The sequence below is a fragment of the Nonomuraea sp. NPDC049784 genome, from assembly GCF_040659615.1.
Classification (GTDB): Bacteria; Actinomycetota; Actinomycetes; order Streptosporangiales; family Streptosporangiaceae; genus Nonomuraea.
Genome location: NZ_JBFAMX010000023.1, coordinates 1 through 25590 on the forward strand (window position 1 = coordinate 1; position 25590 = coordinate 25590).

Annotated in this window: 36 protein-coding genes; all 36 read left to right on the forward strand. The window is 65.8% G+C overall.

Features of this window, described 5'->3' with window-relative positions:
- The first annotated feature begins 140 nt into the window (after positions 1-140).
- The 36 genes from AB0J09_RS08555 (at position 141) to rpsD (ending at position 25537) form a co-directional block, all read left to right on the forward strand.
- Complete coding sequence (locus AB0J09_RS08555; RefSeq protein WP_360687268.1) at positions 141-4016, forward strand: DNA-directed RNA polymerase subunit beta'; 3876 nt, start codon at positions 141-143, stop codon at positions 4014-4016.
- 763 nt (positions 4017-4779) lie between these two features.
- Positions 4780-5154, forward strand: coding sequence for a 30S ribosomal protein S12 (rpsL, locus tag AB0J09_RS08560; protein WP_020542315.1), 375 nt, complete (start codon positions 4780-4782; stop codon positions 5152-5154).
- 2 nt (positions 5155-5156) lie between these two features.
- Positions 5157-5627: a 30S ribosomal protein S7 gene (gene rpsG / locus AB0J09_RS08565; RefSeq protein WP_138670613.1), complete on the forward strand. Its 471-nt coding sequence runs from the start codon at positions 5157-5159 to the stop codon at positions 5625-5627.
- Between the two features lie 33 nt (positions 5628-5660).
- Entirely contained in the window at positions 5661-7760 is a 2100-nt protein-coding gene (gene fusA, locus AB0J09_RS08570) for an elongation factor G (RefSeq protein ID WP_360687273.1), read from the forward strand.
- A 181-nt stretch (positions 7761-7941) separates the two neighbouring features.
- A complete protein-coding gene (tuf, locus tag AB0J09_RS08575) occupies positions 7942-9135 on the forward strand; it encodes an elongation factor Tu (RefSeq protein ID WP_360687276.1) in 1194 nt (397 codons plus the stop codon).
- 252 nt (positions 9136-9387) lie between these two features.
- Entirely contained in the window at positions 9388-9696 is a 309-nt protein-coding gene (gene rpsJ, locus AB0J09_RS08580; protein WP_012887830.1) for a 30S ribosomal protein S10, read from the forward strand.
- Between the two features lie 14 nt (positions 9697-9710).
- Entirely contained in the window at positions 9711-10364 is a 654-nt protein-coding gene (gene rplC / locus AB0J09_RS08585; protein ID WP_360687279.1) for a 50S ribosomal protein L3, read from the forward strand.
- The gene (gene rplD, locus AB0J09_RS08590; protein WP_360687282.1) at positions 10361-11011 is read left to right on the forward strand and encodes a 50S ribosomal protein L4; all 651 of its coding nucleotides are present in this window, start codon (positions 10361-10363) and stop codon (positions 11009-11011) included. Before rplC ends, rplD begins: the two co-directional genes overlap by 4 nt.
- Positions 11011-11313: a 50S ribosomal protein L23 gene (gene rplW / locus AB0J09_RS08595; protein ID WP_080043238.1), complete on the forward strand. Its 303-nt coding sequence runs from the start codon at positions 11011-11013 to the stop codon at positions 11311-11313. Before rplD ends, rplW begins: the two co-directional genes overlap by 1 nt.
- Positions 11314-11416: 103 nt before the next feature.
- Positions 11417-12253 (forward strand): 50S ribosomal protein L2, encoded by an 837-nt coding sequence (gene rplB, locus AB0J09_RS08600; RefSeq protein WP_080043237.1) that lies wholly within the window; start codon positions 11417-11419, stop codon positions 12251-12253.
- Positions 12254-12264: 11 nt separating this feature from the next.
- A complete protein-coding gene (gene rpsS, locus AB0J09_RS08605) occupies positions 12265-12543 on the forward strand; it encodes a 30S ribosomal protein S19 (protein WP_026214153.1) in 279 nt (92 codons plus the stop codon).
- Between the two features lie 24 nt (positions 12544-12567).
- Complete coding sequence (gene rplV, locus AB0J09_RS08610) at positions 12568-12921, forward strand: 50S ribosomal protein L22 (RefSeq protein ID WP_020542306.1); 354 nt, start codon at positions 12568-12570, stop codon at positions 12919-12921.
- Positions 12921-13766, forward strand: a complete 846-nt coding sequence (gene rpsC, locus AB0J09_RS08615) for a 30S ribosomal protein S3 (RefSeq protein ID WP_185070622.1) — start codon at positions 12921-12923, stop codon at positions 13764-13766. Before rplV ends, rpsC begins: the two co-directional genes overlap by 1 nt.
- Positions 13767-13768: 2 nt before the next feature.
- The gene (gene rplP, locus AB0J09_RS08620) at positions 13769-14188 is read left to right on the forward strand and encodes a 50S ribosomal protein L16 (RefSeq protein WP_344997584.1); all 420 of its coding nucleotides are present in this window, start codon (positions 13769-13771) and stop codon (positions 14186-14188) included.
- Positions 14188-14424, forward strand: coding sequence for a 50S ribosomal protein L29 (gene rpmC, locus AB0J09_RS08625; protein ID WP_106253417.1), 237 nt, complete (start codon positions 14188-14190; stop codon positions 14422-14424). The genes rplP and rpmC overlap by 1 nt, the downstream gene beginning before the upstream one ends.
- Positions 14417-14710 carry a 30S ribosomal protein S17 gene (gene rpsQ, locus AB0J09_RS08630; RefSeq protein WP_360687291.1) on the forward strand — a complete coding sequence of 98 codons (294 nt, stop codon included), beginning with the start codon at positions 14417-14419 and terminating at the stop codon, positions 14708-14710. Before rpmC ends, rpsQ begins: the two co-directional genes overlap by 8 nt.
- 192 nt (positions 14711-14902) lie before the next feature.
- Positions 14903-15274, forward strand: coding sequence for a 50S ribosomal protein L14 (gene rplN / locus AB0J09_RS08635; protein ID WP_043623452.1), 372 nt, complete (start codon positions 14903-14905; stop codon positions 15272-15274).
- Positions 15275-15282: 8 nt separating this feature from the next.
- Positions 15283-15576: a 50S ribosomal protein L24 gene (gene rplX / locus AB0J09_RS08640; protein WP_360687383.1), complete on the forward strand. Its 294-nt coding sequence runs from the start codon at positions 15283-15285 to the stop codon at positions 15574-15576.
- A complete protein-coding gene (rplE, locus tag AB0J09_RS08645) occupies positions 15576-16151 on the forward strand; it encodes a 50S ribosomal protein L5 (protein WP_125644668.1) in 576 nt (191 codons plus the stop codon). The genes rplX and rplE overlap by 1 nt, the downstream gene beginning before the upstream one ends.
- Before the next feature lie 4 nt (positions 16152-16155).
- Positions 16156-16341 (forward strand): type Z 30S ribosomal protein S14, encoded by a 186-nt coding sequence (locus tag AB0J09_RS08650; protein WP_020542298.1) that lies wholly within the window; start codon positions 16156-16158, stop codon positions 16339-16341.
- A 217-nt stretch (positions 16342-16558) separates the two neighbouring features.
- Complete coding sequence (gene rpsH / locus AB0J09_RS08655) at positions 16559-16957, forward strand: 30S ribosomal protein S8 (RefSeq protein ID WP_360687295.1); 399 nt, start codon at positions 16559-16561, stop codon at positions 16955-16957.
- 16 nt (positions 16958-16973) lie between these two features.
- Positions 16974-17516, forward strand: coding sequence for a 50S ribosomal protein L6 (gene rplF / locus AB0J09_RS08660; protein WP_360687298.1), 543 nt, complete (start codon positions 16974-16976; stop codon positions 17514-17516).
- A 2-nt stretch (positions 17517-17518) separates the two neighbouring features.
- A complete protein-coding gene (rplR, locus tag AB0J09_RS08665) occupies positions 17519-17902 on the forward strand; it encodes a 50S ribosomal protein L18 (protein WP_185070632.1) in 384 nt (127 codons plus the stop codon).
- A gap of 25 nt (positions 17903-17927) precedes the next feature.
- The gene (rpsE, locus tag AB0J09_RS08670) at positions 17928-18557 is read left to right on the forward strand and encodes a 30S ribosomal protein S5 (protein WP_091090115.1); all 630 of its coding nucleotides are present in this window, start codon (positions 17928-17930) and stop codon (positions 18555-18557) included.
- 2 nt (positions 18558-18559) lie between these two features.
- Positions 18560-18742, forward strand: a complete 183-nt coding sequence (rpmD, locus tag AB0J09_RS08675) for a 50S ribosomal protein L30 (protein ID WP_080043226.1) — start codon at positions 18560-18562, stop codon at positions 18740-18742.
- A gap of 2 nt (positions 18743-18744) precedes the next feature.
- Positions 18745-19200: a 50S ribosomal protein L15 gene (gene rplO, locus AB0J09_RS08680; protein WP_357616913.1), complete on the forward strand. Its 456-nt coding sequence runs from the start codon at positions 18745-18747 to the stop codon at positions 19198-19200.
- A 167-nt stretch (positions 19201-19367) separates the two neighbouring features.
- Complete coding sequence (gene secY, locus AB0J09_RS08685; RefSeq protein ID WP_360687303.1) at positions 19368-20672, forward strand: preprotein translocase subunit SecY; 1305 nt, start codon at positions 19368-19370, stop codon at positions 20670-20672.
- Positions 20672-21322, forward strand: a complete 651-nt coding sequence (locus AB0J09_RS08690) for an adenylate kinase (protein WP_360687306.1) — start codon at positions 20672-20674, stop codon at positions 21320-21322. Before secY ends, AB0J09_RS08690 begins: the two co-directional genes overlap by 1 nt.
- Before the next feature lie 112 nt (positions 21323-21434).
- Positions 21435-22244, forward strand: a complete 810-nt coding sequence (gene map, locus AB0J09_RS08695; RefSeq protein WP_360687386.1) for a type I methionyl aminopeptidase — start codon at positions 21435-21437, stop codon at positions 22242-22244.
- A gap of 18 nt (positions 22245-22262) precedes the next feature.
- The gene (locus AB0J09_RS08700) at positions 22263-22694 is read left to right on the forward strand and encodes a DUF1707 domain-containing protein (RefSeq protein WP_360687309.1); all 432 of its coding nucleotides are present in this window, start codon (positions 22263-22265) and stop codon (positions 22692-22694) included.
- 103 nt (positions 22695-22797) lie between these two features.
- Positions 22798-23193, forward strand: coding sequence for a hypothetical protein (locus tag AB0J09_RS08705; RefSeq protein ID WP_360687312.1), 396 nt, complete (start codon positions 22798-22800; stop codon positions 23191-23193).
- Between the two features lie 284 nt (positions 23194-23477).
- On the forward strand, positions 23478-23699 hold the full coding sequence (gene infA / locus AB0J09_RS08710) for a translation initiation factor IF-1 (protein ID WP_012887858.1): 222 nt from the start codon (positions 23478-23480) through the stop codon (positions 23697-23699).
- Positions 23700-23723: 24 nt separating this feature from the next.
- Positions 23724-23837, forward strand: a complete 114-nt coding sequence (gene rpmJ, locus AB0J09_RS08715; protein WP_003956441.1) for a 50S ribosomal protein L36 — start codon at positions 23724-23726, stop codon at positions 23835-23837.
- A 222-nt stretch (positions 23838-24059) separates the two neighbouring features.
- Complete coding sequence (rpsM, locus tag AB0J09_RS08720; RefSeq protein WP_043623489.1) at positions 24060-24440, forward strand: 30S ribosomal protein S13; 381 nt, start codon at positions 24060-24062, stop codon at positions 24438-24440.
- Between the two features lie 42 nt (positions 24441-24482).
- Entirely contained in the window at positions 24483-24887 is a 405-nt protein-coding gene (rpsK, locus tag AB0J09_RS08725; RefSeq protein ID WP_020542285.1) for a 30S ribosomal protein S11, read from the forward strand.
- A 23-nt stretch (positions 24888-24910) separates the two neighbouring features.
- Entirely contained in the window at positions 24911-25537 is a 627-nt protein-coding gene (gene rpsD, locus AB0J09_RS08730) for a 30S ribosomal protein S4 (RefSeq protein ID WP_360687316.1), read from the forward strand.
- The last annotated feature ends 53 nt before the right edge of the window (positions 25538-25590 follow it).

The following is a 25590-nucleotide window of genomic DNA, read 5'->3' on the forward strand; positions in this document are numbered from 1 at the left end:
GTGCTCTCCAGCGACGGCATGTCCATCGAGATGCGCGACACCGACGAGGACGTCTTCCGCGCCGCGGAAGAGCTCGGCATCGATCTGTCCCGGCGTGAGCCGAGCAGCGTGGAAGAAGTCTGAGGGGGAGATCGCACAAAATGCTAGACGTCAACTTCTTCGACGAGCTCAGGATCGGCCTCGCGACGGCCGACGACATCCGTCAGTGGTCGCACGGCGAGGTGAAGAAGCCCGAGACCATCAACTACCGCACCCTCAAGCCGGAAAAGGACGGACTCTTCTGCGAGAAGATCTTCGGTCCGACCCGCGACTGGGAGTGCTACTGCGGCAAGTACAAGCGCGTCCGGTTCAAGGGCATCATCTGTGAGCGCTGTGGCGTCGAGGTGACTCGCGCCAAGGTGCGCCGCGAGCGGATGGGCCACATCGAGCTGGCCGCGCCGGTCACGCACATCTGGTACTTCAAGGGCGTCCCGTCGCGCCTCGGCTACCTGCTCGACCTCGCCCCGAAGGACCTGGAGAAGGTCATCTACTTCGCGGCGTACATGATCACGCATGTCGACACCGAGATGCGTGAGCGTGACCTGCCCTCGCTGGAGGCGAAGATCTCCGTCGAGCGGCAGCACATCGAGCAGCGCCGCGACGCCGACGTCGAGGCCAGGCAGAAGAAGCTCGAGGGCGACCTGGCCGAGCTCGAGGCGGCCGGCGCCAAGGGCGACCAGCGCCGCAAGGTCCGCGAGGGCGCCGAGCGCGAGATGCGTCAGCTCCGCGACCGGGCCCAGCGTGAGCTGGACCGGCTCGAGGAGGTCTGGAGCCGCTTCAAGAACCTCAAGGTCCAGGACCTCGAGGGCGACGAGCTGCTCTACCGCGAGATGCGCGACCGCTTCGGCCGCTACTTCAAGGGCGGCATGGGCGCGCAGGCGATCCAGGACCGCTTGATCTCCTTCGACCTCGACGCCGAGGCCGAGAACCTGCGCGAGACCATCCGCAGCGGCAAGGGCCAGAAGAAGGCCCGTGCGCTCAAGCGGCTCAAGGTCGTGTCGGCGTTCCTCAACACCACCAACTCGCCGCGCGGCATGGTGCTCGACTGCATCCCGGTCATCCCGCCGGACCTGCGCCCGATGGTGCAGCTCGACGGTGGCCGGTTCGCGACCTCCGACCTCAACGACCTCTACCGCCGGGTCATCAACCGCAACAACCGCCTCAAGAGGCTTCTCGACCTCGGCGCGCCCGAGATCATCGTGAACAACGAGAAGCGGATGCTGCAGGAGGCCGTCGACGCGCTGTTCGACAACGGCCGCCGCGGTCGCCCGGTCACCGGTCCCGGCAACAGGCCGCTGAAGTCCCTGAGCGACATGCTCAAGGGTAAGCAGGGCCGTTTCCGCCAGAACCTGCTGGGCAAGCGAGTCGACTACTCCGGCCGTTCGGTCATCGTCGTCGGTCCGCAGCTCAAGCTGCACCAGTGCGGTCTGCCCAAGCAGATGGCGCTGGAGCTGTTCAAGCCGTTCGTGATGAAGCGGCTGGTTGACCTCAACCACGCCCAGAACATCAAGTCGGCCAAGCGGATGGTCGAGCGCGCCCGCCCCGTGGTGTGGGACGTGCTCGAAGAGGTCATCACCGAGCACCCGGTGCTGCTCAACCGTGCTCCGACGCTCCACCGCCTGGGCATCCAGGCGTTCGAGCCGCAGCTGGTCGAGGGCAAGGCCATCCAGATCCACCCGCTCGTCTGCACCGCGTTCAACGCGGACTTCGACGGCGACCAGATGGCCGTGCACCTGCCGCTGTCGGCTGAGGCCCAGGCCGAGGCACGCATCCTGATGCTCTCGACCAACAACATCCTCAAGCCGGCCGACGGCAAGCCCGTGACGATGCCCACCCAGGACATGGTCATCGGCCTCTACTGGCTGACCACCATGAAGGAGGGCGCGCAGGGCGAAGGCCGTGTGTTCGGCTCGATCGCCGAGGCGCAGATGGCCTTCGACCGCCGCGAGCTGGAGATTCAGGCGAAGATCCAGATCCGGCTGAAGGACGTTCTGCCGCCGCGCGAGTGGGTTGCGCCCGAGGGCTGGGAGCAGGGCGACCCGATCAGGCTGGAGACGACGTTCGGCCGGTGCCTGTTCAACCAGACGCTGCCCGACAGCTACCCGTTCGTCGACTTCCAGGTCGGCAAGAAGCAGCTGTCCACGATCGTGAACGAGCTGGCGGAGACCTACCCCAAGATCGAGGTCGCCGCGTCGCTCGACGCGCTCAAGGACGCCGGCTTCCGCTGGGCGACGCGCTCCGGTGTCACGATCTCGATCGAGGACGTCGTCGCGCCCCCGAACAAGACCGACATCATGGAAAACTACGAGCGCCGGGCCGACAAGGTCCAGCGTGAGTACGAGCGCGGTCTGATCACCGACGAGGAGCGCCGTCAGGAGCTCATCGAGATCTGGACGCACGCGACGGCCGACGTCGAGACCGACATGGTCAACGCCTTCCCGGCGACCAACCCGGTCTGGATGATGGTCAACTCCGGCGCCCGTGGTAACAAGATGCAGGTCCGGCAGATCGCCGGCATCCGCGGCCTGGTGTCCAACACCAAGGGTGAGACGATCCCGCGGCCGATCAAGGCCTCGTTCCGCGAGGGCCTGTCGGTGCTGGAGTACTTCATCTCAACCCACGGTCAGCGGAAGGGTCTGGCCGACACCGCTCTGCGTACCGCCGACTCGGGTTACCTGACCCGTCGTCTGGTGGACGTGGCGCAGGACGTCATCGTGCGCGAGATCGACTGCGGCACCGACCGTGCGGTCCCGCTGCACGTGGGTGAGCGCGACGGGTCGGGCAACCTGGTCAAGGCCGAGAACGCCGAGTCCAACGTGCACGGCCGCATCCTGGCCGAGGACGTCGAGGTCGACGGCAAGGTCATCGCGGCGGCGGGTGTCGACATCAACGACATTCACGTGACCAAGCTGGTCGAGGCCGGCGTCGAGACCGTGCGCACCCGTAGCGCGCTCGTCTGCGAGGCCAAGATCGGTGTCTGCGCGACCTGCTACGGCCGCTCGCTGGCCACCGGCAAGCTCGTGGACGTCGGCGAGGCGGTCGGCATCATCGCCGCCCAGTCGATCGGTGAGCCCGGCACGCAGCTGACCATGCGTACGTTCCACACCGGTGGTGTGGCCGGCGCCGACATCACCCACGGTCTGCCCCGTGTCACGGAGCTGTTCGAGGCGCGCATCCCCAAGGGTGTCGCCCCGATCTCCGAGGCCGAGGGCCGGGCCCGCATCGACGAGACCGACAAGACCAGGAAGATCGTCATCACTCCGGACGACGGCTCGGAAGAGATCGCCTACCCGGTGTCGATGCGCTCGCGCCTGCTCGTGCAGGACGGTCAGCGGGTCACGGTCGGGCAGCAGCTCGTCGCCGGTGCGGTCAACCCCAACGAGGTGCTGCGCATCCTCGGCCCGCGGGCCGTGCAGCTGCACCTGGTGGCGGAGGTCCAGCAGGTCTACCGGTCGCAGGGTGTGTCGATCCACGACAAGCACATCGAGATCATCGTGCGGCAGATGCTCAAGCGCGTGAACGTGCTGGAGTCCGGTGACACCGACCTGCTGCCCGGCGAGCTCGTGGAGCGGCCGCGCTTCGAGCTGATGAACCGCGAGACGGTGGCGGAGGGCGGCTCGCCGGCCGCCGGTCGTCCGGTGCTCATGGGCATCACGAAGGCGTCGCTGGCCACCGAGTCGTGGCTGTCGGCGGCCTCCTTCCAGGAGACGACCAGGGTGCTGACGGACGCGGCGATCCACGCCAAGTCCGACTCGCTGCTGGGCCTGAAGGAGAACGTCATCATCGGTAAGCTCATCCCGGCCGGCACCGGCATGCCGCAGTACCGGAACATCCGGGTCGAGCCGACCGAAGAGGCGAAGGCCGCCATGTACACCGTGGGTGGCTACGACGGCTCCGCCGCCGACTACACCTTCGGCACCGGCAGCGGCGAGGCGGTTCCTCTCGAGGAATACGACTTCGGCCAGTACAACCGGTGATGCCCTACTAGGTCGCCGTAGCGCGCCCGGGCCCTGTCTTACAGAGGCCCGGGCGCACTGCTTTCTCCGGCCCTATCCGTTACGGCTGCGCCACCGTGGCGCCACCCGCCGTACGGGGCTGAGGGCCCTCCAGGAGACGCCTACTGACCTTCACCGGCCGGCCGCCGTAACGGCGCATCGTTGACCGGCTCCGTGGTTTCCCGTCGTGCTCGTTGCGCTGAGCTCCGCCGTTCCCCCTCCCGCCGCCGTTCCACCCGCTGGCCTCGCTGTGCGTGGGGGCCGTTGTGCGGGCGCATGGGGCCCCGCGAAACGTCGGTAGGTCCCGATTACGCCCGATGGCCGCCGCGCCGGCGTAGGGAGGGTTTGGGAAGGGCGCAGGAGGGTTTGGGAACGTCGTGCGGAGTGGTCGGGTGGCCCGATATCATGGCGTCCGGAGCTGTAGATGGGCTGGATGAAGTAGGCCCCAGCGGTATGGAGTGGCAAGGCTTGTCCGCTTTGTCGCGCCGTTTTGACGTGTCGCATGGGCCTGGGTAGTCTTGTGCATCGTGCCCGTCTCTATGCGGGCTCTCGACCGTGCGCTCATTACGGGCGTAGGACGGCTTCCTGGCTCGTAAACCTCGCGGGACGTCTGCGTGAACAGCGCGACACGCCCGAGCGCGGGGGCGCCGAGTCGAGAAACAATCAGCAGGTCATGACACCGGCAGCACCTGCGAAATGCACCACAACTGACGTAGCACCGGCCAAGGCACGAAACGGAGTGGCAGTGCCCACTATTCAGCAGTTGGTCCGCAAGGGCCGGCAGGACAAGGTCTCCAAGACCAAGACTCCTGCCCTCAAGGGGAGTCCGCAGCGGCGCGGCGTGTGCCAGCGCGTTTACACCACGACCCCGAAGAAGCCCAACTCGGCACTGCGCAAGGTGGCCCGCGTTCGGCTCACGAACGGCATTGAGGTCACGGCCTACATCCCCGGTGTGGGTCACAACCTGCAGGAGCACTCCATCGTGCTCGTGCGTGGCGGTCGTGTGAAGGACCTGCCTGGTGTTCGCTACAAGATCATCCGCGGTTCGCTCGACACCCAGGGTGTCCGCAACCGCAAGCAGGCCCGTAGCCGCTACGGCGCGAAGAAGGAGAAGAGCTAACAATGCCTCGTAAGGGTTCTCCTGGCCGTCGTCAGCTCATGTCTGACCCGGTTTACAGCTCGCCGCTGGTGACCGCCCTGATCAACAAGGTGCTTCTGGACGGCAAGCGCTCCATCGCGCAGTCGATCGTCTACGGCGCCCTCGAGGGCTGCAGGGACAAGACCGGCAACGACCCGGTCGTCACCCTGAAGCGCGCGCTTGACAACGTCAAGCCGACCCTCGAGGTCCGCAGCCGTCGCGTCGGTGGCGCGACCTACCAGGTGCCGGTCGAGGTGCGCGCCGCGCGCAGCACCACCCTGGCCCTGCGCTGGCTGGTGCAGTACTCCCGCGCCCGCCGCGAGAAGACCATGACTGAGCGCCTCATGAACGAGCTCCTCGACGCCAGCAACGGCCTTGGGGCGAGCGTCAAGAAGCGCGAGGACACCCACAAGATGGCCGAGTCCAACAAGGCCTTCGCCCACTACCGCTGGTAGTGGATCCGACGAGACGACGAGGACGCGAGAGAAGTGGCCACCACGACCGCTCTTGACCTGGCCAAGGTCCGCAACATTGGGATCATGGCCCATATCGACGCGGGCAAGACCACCACGACCGAGCGCATCCTGTTCTACACCGGTATCAACTACAAGATCGGTGAGGTCCACGAGGGCGCTGCCACGATGGACTGGATGGAGCAGGAGCAGGAGCGCGGCATCACGATCACGTCTGCCGCGACGACCTGTGAGTGGCTCGGTCACACCATCAACATCATCGACACTCCGGGTCACGTCGACTTCACCATCGAGGTGGAGCGTTCGCTCCGCGTCCTCGACGGTGCCGTCGCCGTGTTCGACGGCGTGGCGGGTGTCGAGCCGCAGTCGGAGACGGTGTGGCGCCAGGCTGACCGCTACGACGTCCCCCGCATCTGCTTCGTGAACAAGATGGACCGGGTCGGCGCGGAGTTCCACCGCTGCGTCGAGATGATGATCAGCCGTCTGGGTGCGACCCCGGCTGTCGTCCAGCTTCCGTGGGGCGTTGAGGCCGACTTCAAGGGCGTCATCGACCTCATCAAGATGAAGGGCTACATCTGGAGCGCCGAGGCGGCCAAGGGCGAGATGTACGACACCGTCGACATCCCGGCCGACCACGCCGAGGCCGCTCGCGAGTGGCGTGACCGCCTCATCGAGACGGTCGCCGAGAACGACGACGAGCTGATGGAGCTCTTCCTCGAGGGCGTCGAGCCCACCGAGGAGCAGCTGATCGCGGCCATCCGCCGCGCGACGCTGTCCAGCGCCATCAACCCGGTGCTGTGCGGCACGGCGTTCAAGAACAAGGGCGTTCAGCCCCTGCTCGACGCGATCGTCGCCTTCCTCCCCGCGCCGACCGACATCCCGGCCTTCAAGGGCCACGCGGTCGGCAACGAGGACAAGGTCGTCGAGCGGCACGCCGACCCGACCGAGCCGTTCTCCGCTCTGGCCTTCAAGATCGCCAGCGACCCGCACCTGGGCAAGCTCACCTACATCCGCATCTACTCGGGCACGCTCGAGACCGGTTCACAGGTCGTCAACTCTGTGAAGGGTAAGAAGGAGCGGATCGGCAAGATCTACCAGATGCACGCCAACAAGCGCGAGGAGCGCCCGACGGCGATCGCCGGCCAGATCGTCGCGGTCATGGGTCTGAAGGACACCACGACCGGCGACACGCTGTCCGACCCGTCGAACCAGGTCGTGCTCGAGTCGATGACGTTCCCGGCTCCGGTCATCAACGTCGCGATCGAGCCCAAGACCAAGGGCGACCAGGAGAAGTTGTCGACTGCCATTCAGCGGCTGGCCGAGGAGGACCCGTCCTTCCAGGTGCGCCGCGACGAAGAGACCGGTCAGACGGTCATCTGGGGCATGGGCGAGCTTCACCTGGAGATCCTCGTCGACCGTATGCGTCGCGAGTTCAAGGTCGAGGCCAACGTCGGCCGTCCGCAGGTGGCCTACCGCGAGACCATCCGCCGCAAGGTGGAGAAGCTCGACTACACCCACAAGAAGCAGACCGGTGGTTCCGGCCAGTTCGCGCGGGTGATCATCAACCTCGAGCCGCTGGGTGAGGGCAACGACGGTTACGAGTTCGAGAACAAGGTCACGGGCGGCCGTGTGCCGAGGGAGTACATCCCCTCGGTCGACGCGGGTGCTCAGGAGGCCGCCGAGTTCGGCGTGCTGGCCGGCTACCCGATGGTGGGCGTGAAGGTGACGCTCATCGACGGTGCCGCGCACGACGTCGACTCCTCTGAGATGGCGTTCAAGATCGCCGGCTCGATGGCCTTCAAGGAGGCCGCGCGCAAGGCCGACGCAGTGCTTCTCGAGCCGATGATGGCCGTTGAGGTCACCACGCCCGAGGACTACATGGGTGACGTCATCGGTGACCTCAACGGTCGCCGCGGGCAGATCCAGTCCATGGACGAGCGGGCCGGCGCCCGTGTCGTCACGGCGCTCGTGCCGCTGTCTGAGATGTTCGGCTACGTGGGTGACCTGCGTAGCAAGACGCAGGGGCGCGCGAGCTACAGCATGCAGTTCGACTCCTACTCGGAGGTGCCTCCGGGCATCGCCAAGGAGATCGTCGCGAAGGCCCGGGGCGAATAACTCCAGGTCCCGAGGTGGCTGGGCTCGGCGGAGATCGTCGCCCCGCTGCCGAGGGGCCCGGGGCGAATAGTCCTGGGGTCCCTGGTGGGGTGGTGTGAGCCACCCCGCCGCCAAGGGGTTCGGGAGTTCCCGGGCCCGAGTGTGTAGACGAAAGTCAGTCAGATTCTCAAGGAGAGAACCAGTGGGCAAGGCCAAGTTCGAGCGGACTAAGCCGCACATGAACATCGGCACCATTGGACACATCGACCACGGCAAGACCACGCTGACCGCGGCGATCACCAAGGTGCTTCACGACCGTTACCCCGAGCTGAACAAGGCGACCCCGTTCGACAAGATCGACAAGGCGCCCGAGGAGAAGGCTCGCGGCATCACGATCTCGATCGCGCACGTCGAGTACCAGACCGAGAAGCGTCACTACGCTCACGTTGACTGCCCCGGTCACGCCGACTACGTGAAGAACATGATCACCGGTGCCGCTCAGATGGACGGCGCCATCCTGGTGGTCGCCGCCACCGACGGCCCGATGCCGCAGACGAAGGAGCACGTCCTCCTGGCCCGCCAGGTCGGCGTTCCCTACATCGTCGTGGCCCTCAACAAGGCCGACATGGTCGACGACGAGGAGATCCTCGAGCTCGTCGAGCTTGAGGTCCGTGAGCTCCTGTCCGCTCAGGAGTTCCCCGGCGACGACCTGCCCGTCGTCCGCGTCTCCGCGCTCAAGGCTCTTGAGGGCGACGAGAAGTGGGCCGACAGCATCGTCGAGCTGATGAACGCCGTGGACGAGAACGTGCCCGAGCCTCCGCGTGACACGGAGAAGCCGTTCCTCATGCCGGTCGAGGACGTCTTCTCGATCACCGGTCGCGGCACCGTTGTCACCGGTCGTATCGAGCGCGGCATCGTCAAGGTCAACGAGCAGGTCGACATCATCGGCATCAAGCCGGAGAAGACGACCACCACCGTCACCAGCATCGAGATGTTCAACAAGATGCTCGACGAGGGTCACGCCGGCGACAACGCCGCCCTGCTGCTCCGTGGCATCAAGCGCGACGACGTCGAGCGCGGCCAGTGCATCATCAAGCCGGGCACGACGACGCCGCACACCGAGTTCACCGGCCAGGTCTACATCCTGTCCAAGGACGAGGGCGGCCGCCACACGCCGTTCTTCAACAACTACCGCCCGCAGTTCTACTTCCGTACGACTGACGTGACCGGCGTCGTGAACCTCCCCGAGGGCACGGAAATGGTCATGCCGGGCGACAACACCGAAATGCGCGTTGAGCTGATCCAGCCCATCGCCATGGAGGAAGGCCTCAAGTTCGCGATCCGTGAGGGTGGCCGCACCGTCGGCGCCGGTCGGGTCACGAAGATCATCAAGTAGCTAGACCGTCGGGGCGGCGGTCGGCCCCGAGTCTCGGAGCCGACCGCCGAACCACGTTCGAGCCTCACGGATAGCGCCGTGATCCAGCAGTTGCTTCGGCCGAGTGACCGAAGTCACTGCCGGATCACGGAAGAAATGGCAGATCGACTGTGTCTGCCTCGTGGGGTCACGCAGGCTTCGACCTGCACCAATACAGCGGCAAAAGGCCGCACGATACTTTTTCAGACGACAGCGAAGGACACCGAGGCCACTATGGCGGGACAGAAGATCCGCATCCGGCTTAAGGCCTATGACCACGAGGTCATCGACAGCTCGGCCAAGAAGATCGTCGAGACGGTGACGCGGACTGGCGCGAAGGTCGCGGGCCCGGTGCCGCTGCCGACCGAGAAGAACGTGTACTGCGTCATCCGCTCGCCGCACAAGTACAAGGACAGCCGCGAGCACTTCGAGATGCGCACGCACAAGCGGCTGATTGACATCATCGACCCGACCCCCAAGACGGTTGACTCGCTCATGCGGCTCGACCTCCCCGCGGGTGTCGACATTTCGATCAAGCTCTGAGGGAACGCACTGACATGGCTAAGACGATCAAGGGCGTCCTGGGCAAGAAGCTCGGCATGACCCAGGTCTTCGACGCGGACAACCGGATGGTTCCGGTGACCGTGGTCGAGGCCGGTCCGTGCGTGGTGACCCGCGTCCGCACTCCTGAGAAGGACGGCTACTCCGCCGTTCAGCTCGGCTTCGGGCAGGTCGACCCCAGGAAGGTCAACAAGCCGCTCGGCGACTACCTGCGTAAGCACGACATCACCCCGCGCCGTTACTTCGCGGAGATCCGCACCGACGACGCGAACGACTACACCCTGGGCCAGGAGCTGCTGGCCGACACCTTCGAGGCCGGCCAGTTCGTCGACGTGACGGGCAAGAGCAAGGGCAAGGGCTTCGCCGGTGTCATGAAGCGGCACGGCTTCGGTGGTCTGGGCGCGTCGCACGGTACGCAGCGCAAGCATCGTTCGCCGGGTTCCATCGGTGGCTGCGCCACCCCGGGCCGCGTTTTCAAGGGTCTGCGCATGGCTGGTCGGATGGGTAACGTCCGCACCACTGTGCAGAGCCTCAAGGTTCACTCCGTCGACGTCGAGAAGGGTCTCATCCTGATCAAGGGTGCGATCCCCGGCGCCAACGGCAGCCTGGTCCTCGTCCGCACCTCTGCCAAGAAGGGGGCTGCCAAGTGAGCACCACCATTGACGTCCTCGACGCGAGCGGGGCGAAGGCCGGCACCGTAGAGCTGCCGGACGACGTGTTCGGCGCCAAGGTCAACGTGCCGCTGATCCACCAGGTGGTCGTGGCCCAGCTCGCCGCTCGCCGGCAGGGCACGCACAAGGCCAAGACCCGCGGTGAGGTCTCCGGCGGTGGCAAGAAGCCGTACCGCCAGAAGGGCACCGGTCGCGCCCGCCAGGGCTCGACCCGTGCGCCGCAGTTCACCGGCGGTGGCACCGTCCACGGCCCCGTGCCGCGCGACTACTCCCAGCGCACGCCCAAGAAGATGAAGGTCGCCGCTCTGCGCGGGGCCCTCTCCGACCGGGCCGGCGGCGGCCGCGTCCACGTGGTCAGCTCGCTGATCGCAGGCGAGACGCCCAAGACCAAGGCCGCCCTCGAGGCGCTGCGCAAGGTCACCCAGGCTCCGCGCGTCCTCGTCGTGGTCGACGAGGCCGACGAGCTGACCTGGCTGAGCCTGCGCAACGCGCCTGAGGTCCACCTGCTGGACGCCGGGCAGCTCAACACGTACGACGTGCTCGTGGCCGACGACGTGGTCTTCACCCAGGAGGCGTATGACCAGGTCATCGCTCGCCTGAGCAACAGCGGGAAGGAAGAGGCCTGATGGAGAAGATCGCCGACCCGCGCGACATCATCATCAAGCCGGTCGTCTCTGAGAAGAGTTACGGCCTGATCGATGAGAACAACAAGTACACGTTCCTGGTGAAGAAGACCGCGAACAAGACCCAGGTCAAGATCGCCGTCGAGCAGATCTTCGGGGTCAAGGTCACCAGCGTGAACACGATCAACCGGCAGGGCAAGCGCAAGCGTACCCGTACCGGTTACGGCAAGCGTCCCGACACCAAGCGCGCGATTGTGAGCCTGGTCGAGGGCGATCGGATCGACATCTTCGGTCAGATCGGCTAGCAGCCATAGATAGTGAGCGGGCCGCTAGGCCCGCGGGGCTGAGACCGTCGCACTTCGGTGCGGCGGGCTCACCCATGTAACCGACGAAGGATGAACGAAAAAGATGGGCATCCGTAAGTACAAGCCGACGACTCCGGGTCGCCGCGGGTCGAGTGTCTCGGACTTCTCCGAGATCACCCGCAGCACGCCTGAGAAGTCGCTGCTTGCGCCCCTTCACAGCAAGGGCGGCCGCAACGTACACGGCCGAGTCACCGCTCGCCACCAGGGCGGCGGTCACAAGCGCGCCTACCGGATCATTGACTTCCGTAGGCATGACAAGGACGGCATCCCGGCCAAGGTCGCTCACATCGAGTACGACCCGAACCGCACCGCCAATATCGCTCTGCTCCACTACGCCGATGGCGAGAAGCGCTACATCATCGCGCCGACGGGCCTCAAGCAGGGCGACCGAATCGAGAACGGCCCCGCTGCCGACATCAAGCCGGGCAACTGCCTGCCGCTGCGCAACATCCCGACCGGTACCTTCATCCACGCGGTGGAGCTCCGTCCGGGCGGCGGCGCCAAGCTCGGCCGCTCCGCGGGCGCTCAGATCCAGCTGCTCGCCAAGGAAGGCCAGTACGCCACCCTGCGTATGCCGTCCGGTGAAATGCGCATGGTCGACGTGCGCTGCCGGGCGACGGTCGGCCAGGTCGGCAACGCCGAGCAGGCCAACATCAACTGGGGCAAGGCCGGCCGTATGCGGTGGAAGGGCAAGCGCCCGACCGTTCGCGGTGTCGCGATGAACCCCGTCGACCACCCGCACGGTGGTGGTGAGGGCAAGACCTCTGGTGGTCGCCACCCGGTGAACCCGAAGGGCAAGCCCGAGGGCCGCACCCGTCAGGCCAACAAGGCCAGCGACCGGCTGATCATCCGGCGTCGGAGCAAGAGGAAGAAGCGGTAGGAGCAGCCGAAATGCCACGTAGCCTTAAGAAGGGTCCCTTCGTGGACGATCACCTTCAGAAGAAGGTCGACGTCCAGAACGAGAAGGGCACCAAGAACGTCATCAAGACGTGGTCGCGGCGCTCCATGATCGTTCCCGACATGCTCGGGCACACGATCGCCGTGCACGACGGCCGCAAGCACGTCCCGGTCTTCATCACCGAGTCGATGATCGGCCACAAGCTCGGAGAGTTCGCTCCCACGCGGACGTTCCGCAGCCACGTCAAGGAAGACCGCCGCAGCCGGCGGTAAGCGTCCCGGAAGTAGGAGAAAGCGATGGAAGCCAGGGCTCAGGCGCGGTTCGTCCGCGTCACGCCCCAGAAGGCCCGCCGTGTGGTGGACCTCATTCGCGGGCTGCCCGCTTCGGAGGCGCAGGCCGTGCTGCAGTTCGCTCCCCAGTCGGCGAGCGAGCCGATCTACAAGGTGCTCAGCAGCGCCATGGCGAACGCGGAGCACAACTTCGACCTCGACCCGCAGACGCTCGTCGTCAGCCGGGCATGGGTCGACGAGGGCCCGACGCTGAAGCGGTTCCGTCCGCGTGCACAGGGTCGTGCCTATCGGATCAACAAGCGGACGAGCCACATCACTGTGATCGTGGAGTCCCGCGAGCCGAAGGGAAGGACCCGATAGTGGGCCAGAAGGTTAACCCGCACGGGTTCCGCCTCGGCATCACGACCGACTTCAAGAGCCGGTGGTACGCCGACAAGCTGTACAAGTCGTACGTCGCCGAGGACGTGGCGATCCGCCGCATGCTGCAGAAGGGCATGGAGCGGGCCGGCATCTCCAAGGTCGAGATCGAGCGCACGACGGACCGCGTGCAGGTGGACATCCACACCGCGCGTCCCGGCATCGTGATCGGCCGCCGCGGCGCCGAGGCGGACCGTATCCGTGGCGACCTGGAGAAGCTGACCAAGAAGCAGGTTCAGCTCAACATCCTCGAGGTCAAGAACCCGGAGATTGACGCGCAGCTCGTCGCGCAGGGCGTGGCCGAGCAGCTGTCCAGCCGTGTCTCGTTCCGCCGTGCCATGCGCAAGGCGATGCAGTCCGCCATGAAGTCGGGCGCCAAGGGCATCCGTGTCCAGTGCTCCGGCCGTCTGGGCGGCGCTGAGATGTCGAGGTCGGAGTTCTACCGCGAGGGCCGTGTGCCGCTGCACACGCTCCGCGCGGACATCGACTACGGCTTCTACGAGGCCCGCACGACCTTCGGCCGCATCGGCGTGAAGGTCTGGATCTACAAGGGCGAGGCTCCGACCAGCCGCGCCGAGCGCGAGGCGGCCGCTGCCGGCGCCCGTGCCGGCCAGCGTCGCGAGCGTGACGACCGTCGTGGTGGCGGCGGCGACCGTCCGCGTCGTGGTGGCGGTGACCGTCCCCGTCGTGGTGGCGGTCGTGGCGACCGCGCCCCCCGCACTGAGGCGGCCTCGCAGGCCGCCCCCGAGACCGGCCCGGCTGCGCAGCCGGGTGCTGAAGGGAGCTGACCATGCTGATCCCGCGCAGGGTCAAGCACCGCAAGCAGCACCGGCCCGACCGCAGCGGAGCCGCCAAGGGCGGCACCAGGGTCACGTTCGGCGAGTTCGGCATCCAGGCGATTGAGCACTCCTACGTGACCAACCGCCAGATCGAGTCCGCACGTATCGCCATGACCCGTCACATCCGCCGTGGCGGCAAGGTGTGGATCAACATCTACCCCGACCGTCCGCTCACCAAGAAGCCTGCCGAGACCCGCATGGGTTCCGGTAAGGGTTCGCCGGAGTGGTGGATCGCCAACGTCAAGCCCGGACGCGTGATGTTCGAGCTGTCCGGCGTGGCGGAGCCGATCGCCCGCGAGGCGCTTCAGCGTGCGATCCACAAGCTCCCGATGAAGTGCAAGATCGTTAAGCGTGAAGTGGGTGAGGCGTGATGGCTAAGGGCCTGACCGCCGGCGAGCTGCGGCTCGAGGACGAGGACACCCTCGTCCAGAAGCTGAAGGAGGCGAAGGAGGAGCTGTTCAACCTCCGCTTCCAGGCGGCGACCGGTCAGTTGGAGAGCCACGGGCGGCTGCGCGCCGTCCGCCGCGAGATCGCCCGTATCTACACCGTGATGCGCGAGCGCGAGCTGGGCATCGTCACGGTCGAGAAGGAGACGAGCGATGGCTGAGACCGAGACCACCGAGACCACCGAGACGGCGAACCAGCGGAACTTCCGCAAGGTTCGTGAGGGCCTCGTCGTGAGCGACAAGATGGACAAGACCGTCGTCGTCGCCGTCGAGGACCGCGTCAAGCACCGTCTGTACGGCAAGGTCATCCGCCGTACGACCAAGTACAAGGCGCACGACGAGGCCAACGCCTGTGGCGTGGGTGACCGCGTGCTGCTCATGGAGACCCGCCCCCTCTCCGCCACCAAGCGGTGGAGGGTCGTGGAGATCCTCGAGAAGGCCAAGTAAGCCCTCTCGACATATACCGCGCCTCGTGGGGGCTCTCAGAGCCCCCATGACGGCGTCCAAGGACGCGGGGCCAACGGCCTCGCGTCGCCTGCGGTGCGGCTCTCTGAGGAGGGCTGTGGCCGTGGGAACAAGACAACGACAGGTTCCGCCAGGCTCAGAAATGAGAACCGGCGCGACTAACAGGAGTTCAACGTGATCCAGCAGGAGTCGCGGCTCAAGGTCGCCGACAACACAGGGGCGAAGGAAATCCTTTGCATCCGTGTGCTCGGCGGCTCGGGCCGACGCTACGCCGGTATCGGCGACGTCATCGTCGCCACTGTCAAGGACGCGCTGCCCGGCAGCACGGGCGTCAAGAAGGGCGACGTGGTCAAGGCCGTCGTCGTCCGCACGGTCAAGGAGCGCCGCCGGCCCGACGGCTCCTACATCCGCTTCGACGAGAACGCCGCCGTCATCATCAAGGACAGCGGTGACCCTCGCGGCACTCGTATCTTCGGCCCGGTCGGCCGTGAGCTGCGTGACAAGAAGTTCATGCGCATCATCTCGCTCGCTCCGGAGGTGCTGTGATGTCGAAGCTGTCCGTGAAGAAGGGTGACCTGGTTCAGGTCATCGCCGGCAAGGACAAGGGTGCCAAGGGTCGCGTCATCGCCGCGCTCCCGCGCGAGGACCGCGTGGTGGTCGAGGGCGTCAACATGATCAAGAAGCACACGAAGGAGACCCACCAGGGTCCGCGCGGCGCCAAGACCGGCGGCGTGCAGACCATGGAGGCTCCGATCCACGTTTCGAACGTGAAGAAGCTCAAGGACGAGAAGCCCGCCGACAAGAAGGCCGACGAGAAGAAGGCCGACGAGACGGGTGAGGACAGCTGATGACTGCCACGACCACTGAGACCGAGCGCCCGACGCCGCGACTCAAGACGAAGTACCGCGAGGAGATCGCGGCCCAGCTTCGCGAGCAGTTCGGCATCGAGAACGTCATGCAGATCCCCGCGCTGACCAAGATCAAGGTCAACATGGGCGTCGGCGAGGCGGCTCGCGACTCCAAGCTCATCGAAGGTGCCGTCCGCGACCTCACCGTGATCACCGGCCAGAAGCCGGCCGTCGTCCGGGCGCGCAAGTCCATCGCCCAGTTCAAGCTGCGCGAGGGCATGCCGATCGGTGCGCACGTCACGCTGCGCGGCGACCGCATGTGGGAGTTCCTCGACCGGCTGCTGGCGCTGGCCCTGCCCCGTATCAGGGACTTCCGCGGCCTGTCGCCCAAGCAGTTCGACGGCAACGGCAACTACACGTTCGGTCTGACCGAGCAGGTCATGTTCCACGAGGTCGACCAGGACAAGGTGGACCGTCCGCGGGGCATGGACATCACGATCGTGACCACCGCGACGAACGACGACCAGGGCCGGGCGCTGCTGAAGCTCCTCGGCTTCCCCTTCAAGGAGGCCTGATCCAATGGCGAAGAAGTCGCTGATCGCCAAGGCGGGGCGCAAGCAGAAGTTCGAGGTCCGGGCGTACACCCGGTGCTCGCGTTGTGGCCGGCCGCGCGCCGTCTACCGCAAGTTCGGGCTCTGCCGCGTGTGCTTCCGCGAGATGGCGCACCGGGGCGAGCTGCCCGGCATCACCAAGTCGAGCTGGTAGATAACCTAAGGGGCGGCCTCGAGTCGCCCCTTGGGGTGATCGCCCGCCACACATATTCATGTAGGAAAAGGACGCACCCGCGTCCGTGACCACGCCGAAGGTCCACCGGCAGAGCACGGAGAGGTAGCCGAAGCGGCCCCCTGGGGCGAGCTGAGGCGGACTCGACCATGAACGCTGCTTGGCCGACTGGAAACCGCGGCGAGGAAGGCCACTGGCCATGACGATGACCGACCCGATCGCAGACATGCTGACACGTCTGCGTAACGCGAATTCGGCATACCACGACAGCGTGACGATGCCGTACTCGAAGATCAAGGCGCACATCGCCGAGATCCTCCAGCAGGAGGGTTACATCCAGTCCTGGAGCGTCGAAGACGCCAAGGTTGGTAAGAACCTCGTGGTGGAGCTCAAGTTCGGGCCTACCCGTGAGCGTTCGCTCGCGGGCCTGCGCCGGGTTTCCAAGCCCGGTCTGCGGGTTTATGCGAAGAAGGACAATCTGCCTCGAGTCCTGGGCGGGCTGGGCGTCGCGATCATCTCGACGTCCGCCGGGCTCATGACCGACAAGCAGGCCGGCAAGCGTGGTGTGGGCGGGGAAGTCCTCGCCTACGTCTGGTAGAGGGGAGGAACACAGCATGTCGCGAATCGGACGGCTGCCCATCCCTGTGCCCGGCGGCGTAGACATCACGATCGACGGTCAGGATGTCCAGGTCAAGGGCCCGAAGGGCACGCTCAATCACAGGGTCGCCGACCCCATCACGGTCGCTCGTGACGAGGACGGCGCCATCGCCGTCGCCCGCCCGAACGACGAGAACAAGGTCCGTGCGCTGCACGGCCTGTCCAGGACGCTGATCGCCAACATGGTGCAGGGCGTCACCCAGGGGTACTCCAAGTCCCTGGAGATCGTCGGAGTCGGTTACCGCGTCCAGGCCAAGGGCCCGACGCAGCTGGAGTTCTCACTGGGCTTCAGCCACCCGGTCATCGTGGACGCCCCCGAGGGCGTCACCTTCCGCGTCGAGAAGCCGACCCTGTTCCACGTGGACGGCATCGACAAGCAGAAGGTCGGCGAGGTCGCGGCCAACATCCGCAAGCTGCGCAAGCCCGACCCGTACAAGGGCAAGGGCGTGCGCTACCAGGGAGAACAGATCCGCCGCAAGGTCGGAAAGGCTGGTAAGTAGGCATGGCTCCGAAGACTGCGTTCAGCAAGCACACGGCTGCCCGCACCGTCTCGCGGGCCCGCCGTCACCGCCGCGTCCGCAAGTTCGTCGTCGGTACGGCCGAGCGTCCGCGCCTGGTCGTCAACCGCTCGACGCGTCACATGTTCGTCCAGATCGTGGACGACTCCGTCGGCCACACGCTGGTGAGCGCGTCCACCATGGACGCGGCGCTGCGCACGCTGGAGGCGGACAAGACCGAGAAGGCGAAGAAGGTCGGCGAGCTCCTCGCTCAGCGGGCCAAGGAAGCCGGGATCACCAAGGTCGTCTTCGACCGCGGTGGCAACCGCTACGCCGGCCGTATCGCGGCTCTGGCGGACAGCGCCCGCGAAGGCGGGCTCGAGTTCTGATGGCAACTGAGAAGAGGAACCACTGATGGCTGCAGCTCCGCGTCGCGGTGGCGGCACCGGTGGCGAGCGGCGGGACCGTCGTGACGATCGCCGCGGTGGCGCCGCCGACAAGGGCGTCTCGTACATCGAGCGCGTAGTGAAGATCAACCGAGTGGCCAAGGTCGTGAAGGGTGGTCGTCGCTTCAGCTTCACCGCCCTCGTCGTCGTCGGTGACGGCAACGGCCTGGTCGGCGTCGGCTACGGCAAGGCCAAGGAAGTGCCCGCGGCCATCGCCAAGGGCGTCGAAGAGGCCAAGAAGCACTTCTTCAAGGTGCCTCGGATCCAGGGCACCATCCCGCACACCGTGCAGGGCGAGGAGGCGGCCGGTGTCGTCTTCCTGCGTCCGGCCTCGGCCGGTACCGGCGTCATCGCCGGCGGTCCGGTGCGTGCGGTGCTGGAGTGCGCCGGCATCCACGACGTGCTGTCGAAGTCGCTCGGCTCCGACAACCCGATCAACATCGTGCACGCCACCGTGGCGGCTCTGAAGGGCCTCTCGCGGCCCGAGGAGATCGCCGCCCGCCGTGGCCTGCCGATCGAGGACGTCGCCCCGGCCCGGATGCTGAAGGCTCAGCGCGAGGGTCTCGCCGAGGCGGCGGCCGCGAAGGCGGTGAGCTAGTCATGGCACGCCTGAAGATCACTCAGGTTCGCTCGAAGATCGGTGGCAAGCAGAACCAGCGTGACTCGCTGCGTTCGCTTGGCCTGAAGCGAATCGGCGACGTCGTCGTCAAGGAGGACCGGCCCGAGATTCGCGGGATGGTCTCCGTGGTGACGCACCTCGTCGAGGTGGAAGAGGTCGACTAGTCATGACTGACAAGGCTCCGCTCAAGATTCACGACCTGCGTCCCGCCCCCGGCGCCAACAAGGCCAAGATCCGCAAGGGTCGTGGCGAGGCGTCGAAGGGCAAGACCGCCGGTCGCGGCACCAAGGGCAGCCACGCCCGTACGACGGTCCCCCTCGGCTTCGAGGGTGGCCAGGTGCCGCTGCAGAGGCGTCTGCCGAAGCTCAAGGGCTTCTCCAACGCGCTGTTCAAGACGACCTACCAGGTCGTCAACCTGGACAGGCTCGGCGAGCTGTTCCCCGAGGGTGGCGAGGTCACCGTCGAGGCGCTGGTCGCCAAGGGTGCTGTCCGTAAGAACCAGCTCGTGAAGGTGCTCGGCACCGGCGAGATCTCCGTTGCGGTGAACGTTCAGGCTCACGCCTTCTCGTCCTCCGCGAAGGAGAAGATCGCGGCTGCCGGTGGTTCCGTTACCGAGCTGTAAGAGCTATTACGCGGCGTGGGGGCTTTGACAAATGCCCCCACGCCCGTAGTGCGTTAGAGTTCGCGAGACGGCAGGCTTCTGTCCGGCTCGTTAGACCTAAGACTTGAGATGGCAGATCCCCGCACCATCGCATACTCACACCGCCGTAAAGGCGCGCAGGAGGGACCGTGCTGACCGCGTTTACCCGGGCGTTCCGGACACCGGACCTGCGCAAGAAGTTGCTCTTCACGCTGGGCATCATCGCGCTTTTCCGTCTCGGCTCGGTTCTTCCGACTCCGGGAGTTCACGTCCAGAACCTCGCGGCCTGTTTCGAGCAGGCCCGTAACGGAGCCGCCGGCAACATCTACGGGATGGTGCAGCTTTTCAGCGGTGGTGCGCTCCTGAAGCTGTCGGTGTTCGCGCTGGGCATCATGCCGTACATCACCGCGAGCATCATTCTCCAGCTGCTCGTCGTCGTGATTCCACGCCTCGAGGCATTGAAGAAGGAGGGGCAGGCCGGCCAGGCCAAGATCACGCAGTATACGCGTTATCTGACCATCGGGCTCGCCGTCCTGCAGTCGACCGCCTTCATCGCGCTGGCCCGCACCGGCCAGCTCTTCCCGAACTGCCAGCAGGACGTCCTGCGCGACCCCGACAACATCTTCTCGATCGTCACGATGGTGGTCATCATGACCGCCGGCACGTCGGTGATCATGTGGCTCGGTGAGCTCGTCACCGACCGCGGCGTCGGCAACGGCATGTCCATTCTGATCTTCACGCAGGTCGTCGCGGTCTTCCCGTCCGAGCTGACCAACATCTTCCAGGCGAACAAGTTCACCTTCACGGTGGTCATGGTCGTCGGCATCTTCATGATCGCCGCGGTGGTCTTCGTCGAGCAGGCGCAGCGTCGCATCCCCGTCCAGTACGCCAAGCGGATGGTCGGGCGCAGGATGTACGGCGGCACGTCCACGTACATCCCGCTGAAGGTCAACCAGGCCGGCATCATCCCGGTCATCTTCGCGTCCTCGCTGCTCTACCTGCCGCAGCTGCTCACGTCGCTCTTCCAGTCCACCGACAACGCGGCTATCCGCTGGATCTCCCAGAACCTGGCCACGGGCGACACCCCGATCTACATGGGCACGTTCTTCGTGCTGATCATCTTCTTCACGTACTTCTACGTGTCCATTACGTTCAACCCCACTGAAGTCGCCGACAACATGAAGAAGTACGGTGGTTTCATTCCGGGCATCCGCCCCGGCCGGCCGACGGCTGAATACCTGAACTTCGTGCTCACTCGTCTGACCGCGCCGGGCTCGCTCTATCTGGGTCTGATCGCCATGGTCCCGATCATCGCGCTGGCGGTGTCCGGTGCGAGCCAGAACTTCCCGTTCGGAGGGACGAGTATTCTGATCATGGTAGGCGTCGGTCTGGACACCGTTAAGCAGATCGAGAGCCAGCTGCAGCAGCGTAACTACGAAGGTTTCCTGCGGTAGTGCGTCTCGTTCTGGTCGGGCCCCCCGGAGCGGGTAAGGGGACGCAGGCCCAGTACATCGCATCGAACCTGTCTATCCCGAAGATCTCGACAGGTGACATTTTCCGTGCCAACGTCTCGGGGGGCACGGAGCTTGGCAAGCTGGCCAAGACGTACATGGACCGTGGCGACCTGGTGCCCGACGAGGTCACCATCGCCATGGTCCGTGACCGTCTGGGCGAGGAGGACGCGCAGGACGGGTTCCTGCTCGACGGCTTTCCGAGGAACGTGGCGCAGGCCGAGATCCTGCGCGACATGCTCAAGGACTGGGGCCTGGCGCTCGACCTCGTGCTCGAGCTCGTCGTCGACGACGACGAGGTGGTCAGGCGGCTGGCGGGCCGGCGCACCTGCAGCCAGTGCGGCCGTATCTGGCACGTCGAGTTCGACGACAAGAAGGACGACAAGTGCGACGCGTGCGGGGGCACGCTCTTCCAGCGTGACGACGACAAGGAGGAGACCGTCAGGCATCGCCTGGAGGTCTACCAGGAGCAGACGGCGCCCTTGGTCTCCTACTACGCCGACGAGGACATTCTCGTGGGTGTGGACGCGACGGGCCCGGTCGAGGAGGTCACTCAGCGGGCCATGGAGGCGATCCGCCCGTTCATGGGTTAGTACCAAGTACGACCGATTTGCGGAGGTGGCACGGGTTTCCGTGCCACCTCGCGGTTATTGTGGGGGAATTGGGCTCCCAGGTGGCCCGTTGAGTGACCCAGGGGGGCAGAAGATGTTCAAACGCAACAAACACGGCATCCAGATCAAGTCGCAGGAGCAGCTGGAGAAGATGCGGGCGGCGGGCCTGGTGGTCGGGCGCACGCTCGACCTGCTCAGGCGCTCGGTCGAGCCCGGCATGACGCCGCTCGACCTCGACGTCATCGCCGAGAAGGCGATCAGGGACGAGGGAGCGGTCCCGTCGTTCAAGGGCTACCAGGGCTTTCCCGCGACGATCTGCGCGTCGGTCAATCACGAGGTGGTGCACGGCATCCCGACGAACGCCCGCAAGCTGTGCGAGGGCGACATCATCTCGATCGACTGCGGCGCGATCCTGGACGGCTGGCACGGCGACTCGGCCGTCACCGTCCCGGTCGGCGAGGTGGACACGAAGCTCACCGAGCTGATGCGGATCACGGAAGAGGCCATGTGGCGCGGCATCGCCGCGCTGAAGATCGGCCGCAACCTCTCCGACATCGGCTACGAGGTGGAGCGGTACGTCAAGTCGCAGGGCCGCTACGGCATCCCTCCGGAGTACGGCGGCCACGGCATCGGCACCGAGATGCACATGGACCCGTGGATCGCCAACCACGGCAGGCCCGGCCGGGGCCCGGCGCTGGAAGAGGGCATGTGCCTGGCGATCGAGCCCATGGTGAACCTGGGCACCGAGCGCACCCGCGTGCTGGCCGACGACTGGACCGTGGTGACGATCGACGGCAAGCACTCCGCACACTTCGAACACAGCGTCGCGGTGACACATAATGGTCCTTGGGTGCTAACCGCCCTGGACGGGGGCAAAGAGCGCCTGTCCCAACTGCAGAACTGACCCCCGGGAGTGGGTGGGATGGCGAACAGCCCCGAGATGCGAGCCTCCGACGCCGATCGCGACCGCGTCGCCGCCATCCTCCGCGAGCACGCCGCGCAGGGCCGCATCACGATGGACGAGTTCAACGAGCGGCTCGAACAGCTCTACACGAGCAAGACGTACGGGGAGCTGGCCAAGCTGACGTCCGACCTGCCGGACGTGGACCTGCGCCACCCGCCCGCCAAGGTGTCCAAGAGCCCCGAGCGGCGCGGCGGCATGCATCCCGGCATGAAGGCCGCCTGGGGCGCCTGGGCCACGGCCAGCGGCGTCAACTGGGTGATCTGGCTGATCGTGAGCATCACGGCGGAGCACGTGATCTATCCCTGGCCGCTGTGGGTGATGGGCCCGTGGGGCGTCATCCTCCTGGTCAGCACCGTCTTCGGCGGTCCTCCGCCCAAGAAGCACCGGTAGGGCTTTGTGCACTAGTGCACTGTGTGCATTCCTCCGCAGTACGGATATGTCTGGATTTCTAACGTGAGTGGTGTCGAGAACACGACTCACGGAGGAAATCCAAATGCGCAAGGTCCTCGCAGCCGCCGCCCTCGCCGGCTCGATCGCCGTCACCGGCCTCGCCGTCGCCCCCGCCGCCCAGGCGGCCACCCAGTCGACCACCGGGTCGATCAGCAGCTGGGGCAAGTACTACTCGAGCAACCACAAGGCCTACACCTACGGCAAGACCTGGAAGCAGAACGGCAAGGTCTACACCCACTGGTACGGCAAGGAGGCCACCCCGAAGAAGGGGTACGTCTGGTTCAAGTACTACTCCGGCGGCAGCTGGCACAAGTTCTACCAGGGGTGGGACGGCTCGTACCAGGCGACCTGGTCGAAGTACGGGATCAAGAAGCTGTACACGTACACCTGCTGGGGGAGCCCGTCCACGTACTGCGGGCCGGTGCACCGCATCTACTGAGTCCTCTGTCCCCCTGAAAGCCCGCCGGGATCTCTCCCTCGGCGGGTCTTTCGCTGCCGGGGACTGTAGGGCGCGAAGGTGGGGTAAACTCTCACATGGTTGTGTCAGGACGCCTGGCACGCGTTTCGCGTTTTGAGCTCAGGTGTCGTACACTCCTTAGTCGGCTCACTATGACTATCACGCGTCGGTGACCGTTGCCGGTCGCCGCTCTCTCCGAAGCGTGAGGTCGCGGCTGCTTAGTGAACCGCAGCCTCAGACGATCGATCAGTGAAACGCGAGGAATTTTGGCCAAGAAAGACGGCGCCATCGAGATCGAGGGCACTGTGGTCGAGTCGCTCCCGAACGCGATGTTCCGGGTGCAGCTCGACAACGGCCATAAGGTCCTGGCCCACATCAGCGGGCGGATGCGGATGCATTACATCCGGATCCTGCCGGACGACCGGGTAGTCGTTGAACTGAGCCCCTACGACCTGAGTCGTGGGCGGATCGTCTACCGATACAAGTAAGACGTCTGAGGAATCAGAAGGACAATGAAGGTAAAGCCGAGCGTCAAGAAGATCTGCGACAAGTGCAAGGTGATCCGCCGGCACGGTCGCGTCATGGTGATCTGCGACAACCTGCGCCACAAGCAGCGCCAGGGCTAGTCGCCGCAAGGCTTCTCCGAGTCCGCCCCGACATGAGGGAGCGGACTCGACGCATGAGAAGCCTGAGTCAGTAATCGCGTCTCACACTTGAGCAGGCGGGCTCTTTCGAGGGTCCGAACCACTCGGGAAACCCCCGGTCGGAGGCCGGGGCCCTCACCCCGGGCATTGGGGAGGGGTAGTGCGGCGCAAGACCTCCGCCACAAAGAAGGAGAATGCCCGACCATGGCTCGCCTGGTTGGCGTCGACCTCCCCCGCGACAAGCGGCTGGAGATCGCTCTCACCTACATTTACGGAATCGGCCGCACCCGCGCCCAGGAGATCCTCCAGGCCACCGGTGTCAGCGGCGACCTCCGCGTCCACCAGCTCTCCGACACCGAGCTCGTCCCGATGCGTGACTACATCGAGGCGAACTTCAAGATCGAGGGTGACCTGCGCCGCGAGGTCCAGGCCGACATTCGTCGCAAGATCGAAATCGGTTGCTACCAGGGCATCCGGCACCGCAAGGGCCTGCCCGTCCACGGTCAGCGCACGCAGACCAACGCGCGCACCCGCAAGGGCAAGAAGAAGACCGTGGCCGGTAAGAAGAAGCCCGGTAAGAAGTAGTCCACAGCCGCGGACCGAAGACCTCAGGAGTAATGGCAAGCAATGCCTCCTAAGAGCCGTCAGGGCGCGCCCAAGAAGGTGCGCCGCAAGGAGAAGAAGAACGTCGCTCACGGGCACGCCCACATCAAGAGCACGTTCAACAACACGATCGTTTCGATCACGGACCCCAACGGGAACGTGATCTCCTGGGCCAGCGCCGGCCACGTGGGTTTCAAGGGCTCCCGTAAGTCCACCCCGTTCGCCGCGCAGATGGCCGCGGAAAACGCCGCCCGCCGCGCCATGGAGCACGGCATGCGCAAGGTCGACGTCTTCGTCAAGGGTCCCGGCTCCGGCCGTGAGACCGCGATCCGCTCGCTGCAGGCCACCGGCCTCGAGGTGGGTTCGATCCAGGACGTCACCCCGGTTCCGCACAACGGGTGCCGTCCGCCGAAGCGCCGCCGCGTCTGAATTAGCCCAGGAGATACAGAGAAATGGCTCGTTACACGGGCGCGGACTGCAAGCTCTGCCGTCGCGAGAAGACCAAGCTCTTCCTCAAGGGCAGCAAGTGTGAGTCCGCCAAGTGCCCCATCGAGATCCGTCCTTACCCGCCGGGTGAGCACGGCCGCGGACGTCCCAAGGAGTCCGAGTACCAGCTTCAGCTTCGCGAGAAGCAGAAGACCCGCCGCATCTACGGCGTCCTCGAGAAGCAGTTCCACAACTACTACGAGGAGGCCGCGAGCAAGACCGGCAAGTCGGGTGAGGTGCTGCTCCAGATCCTGGAGAGCCGGCTCGACAACGTGGTCTACCGCGCCGGTTTCGCGCAGTCGCGTGACGCCGCCCGCCAGCAGGTCCGTCACGGGCACTTCCTGGTGAACGGCAAGAAGGTCGACATCCCGTCGTACCGCGTTCGCGAGCACGACATCATCGAGGTCCGCGAGAACAAGCGCAACCTGATGCCCTATGAGGTCGCTCGGGCGACTGCGGGCGAGCGCACCGTTCCCGCGTGGCTCGGCGTCGTGCCGGAGAAGCTCCGCGTCCTGGTTCACCAGCTGCCGGTTCGCCAGCAGATCGACACCCAGGTCCAGGAGCAGCTCATCGTCGAGTACTACTCGAAGTGAGCCTGAGTTGAGGTGCGGATTTCCGCACCTCAACTACGCTGTTTATCGGAGTG

Excerpts from the sequence above, each read along its gene's own strand:
- rpsQ (WP_360687291.1), top strand. The coding sequence starts at position 14,417 with ATGGCTGAGACCGAGACCACCGAGACCACCGAGACGGCGAACCAGCGG.
- rplF (WP_360687298.1), top strand. The coding sequence starts at position 16,974 with ATGTCGCGAATCGGACGGCTGCCCATCCCTGTGCCCGGCGGCGTAGAC.
- rpsS (WP_026214153.1), top strand. The coding sequence starts at position 12,265 with ATGCCACGTAGCCTTAAGAAGGGTCCCTTCGTGGACGATCACCTTCAG.
- rplR (WP_185070632.1), top strand. The coding sequence starts at position 17,519 with ATGGCTCCGAAGACTGCGTTCAGCAAGCACACGGCTGCCCGCACCGTC.
- AB0J09_RS08700 (WP_360687309.1), top strand. The coding sequence starts at position 22,263 with ATGGCGAACAGCCCCGAGATGCGAGCCTCCGACGCCGATCGCGACCGC.
- rpmD (WP_080043226.1), top strand. The coding sequence starts at position 18,560 with ATGGCACGCCTGAAGATCACTCAGGTTCGCTCGAAGATCGGTGGCAAG.
- rpsD (WP_360687316.1), top strand. The coding sequence starts at position 24,911 with ATGGCTCGTTACACGGGCGCGGACTGCAAGCTCTGCCGTCGCGAGAAG.
- AB0J09_RS08705 (WP_360687312.1), top strand. The coding sequence starts at position 22,798 with ATGCGCAAGGTCCTCGCAGCCGCCGCCCTCGCCGGCTCGATCGCCGTC.
- rplW (WP_080043238.1), top strand. The coding sequence starts at position 11,011 with ATGGAGAAGATCGCCGACCCGCGCGACATCATCATCAAGCCGGTCGTC.
- rpmC (WP_106253417.1), top strand. The coding sequence starts at position 14,188 with ATGGCTAAGGGCCTGACCGCCGGCGAGCTGCGGCTCGAGGACGAGGAC.
- rplB (WP_080043237.1), top strand. The coding sequence starts at position 11,417 with ATGGGCATCCGTAAGTACAAGCCGACGACTCCGGGTCGCCGCGGGTCG.
- rplE (WP_125644668.1), top strand. The coding sequence starts at position 15,576 with ATGACTGCCACGACCACTGAGACCGAGCGCCCGACGCCGCGACTCAAG.
- rplP (WP_344997584.1), top strand. The coding sequence starts at position 13,769 with ATGCTGATCCCGCGCAGGGTCAAGCACCGCAAGCAGCACCGGCCCGAC.
- rpsG (WP_138670613.1), top strand. The coding sequence starts at position 5,157 with ATGCCTCGTAAGGGTTCTCCTGGCCGTCGTCAGCTCATGTCTGACCCG.
- AB0J09_RS08555 (WP_360687268.1), top strand. The coding sequence starts at position 141 with ATGCTAGACGTCAACTTCTTCGACGAGCTCAGGATCGGCCTCGCGACG.
- rpsJ (WP_012887830.1), top strand. The coding sequence starts at position 9,388 with ATGGCGGGACAGAAGATCCGCATCCGGCTTAAGGCCTATGACCACGAG.
- rplC (WP_360687279.1), top strand. The coding sequence starts at position 9,711 with ATGGCTAAGACGATCAAGGGCGTCCTGGGCAAGAAGCTCGGCATGACC.
- map (WP_360687386.1), top strand. The coding sequence starts at position 21,435 with ATGTTCAAACGCAACAAACACGGCATCCAGATCAAGTCGCAGGAGCAG.
- rpsK (WP_020542285.1), top strand. The coding sequence starts at position 24,483 with ATGCCTCCTAAGAGCCGTCAGGGCGCGCCCAAGAAGGTGCGCCGCAAG.
- rplV (WP_020542306.1), top strand. The coding sequence starts at position 12,568 with ATGGAAGCCAGGGCTCAGGCGCGGTTCGTCCGCGTCACGCCCCAGAAG.
- AB0J09_RS08650 (WP_020542298.1), top strand. The coding sequence starts at position 16,156 with ATGGCGAAGAAGTCGCTGATCGCCAAGGCGGGGCGCAAGCAGAAGTTC.
- rplO (WP_357616913.1), top strand. The coding sequence starts at position 18,745 with ATGACTGACAAGGCTCCGCTCAAGATTCACGACCTGCGTCCCGCCCCC.
- rpsE (WP_091090115.1), top strand. The coding sequence starts at position 17,928 with ATGGCTGCAGCTCCGCGTCGCGGTGGCGGCACCGGTGGCGAGCGGCGG.
- rpmJ (WP_003956441.1), top strand. The coding sequence starts at position 23,724 with ATGAAGGTAAAGCCGAGCGTCAAGAAGATCTGCGACAAGTGCAAGGTG.
- rpsM (WP_043623489.1), top strand. The coding sequence starts at position 24,060 with ATGGCTCGCCTGGTTGGCGTCGACCTCCCCCGCGACAAGCGGCTGGAG.
- rpsH (WP_360687295.1), top strand. The coding sequence starts at position 16,559 with ATGACGATGACCGACCCGATCGCAGACATGCTGACACGTCTGCGTAAC.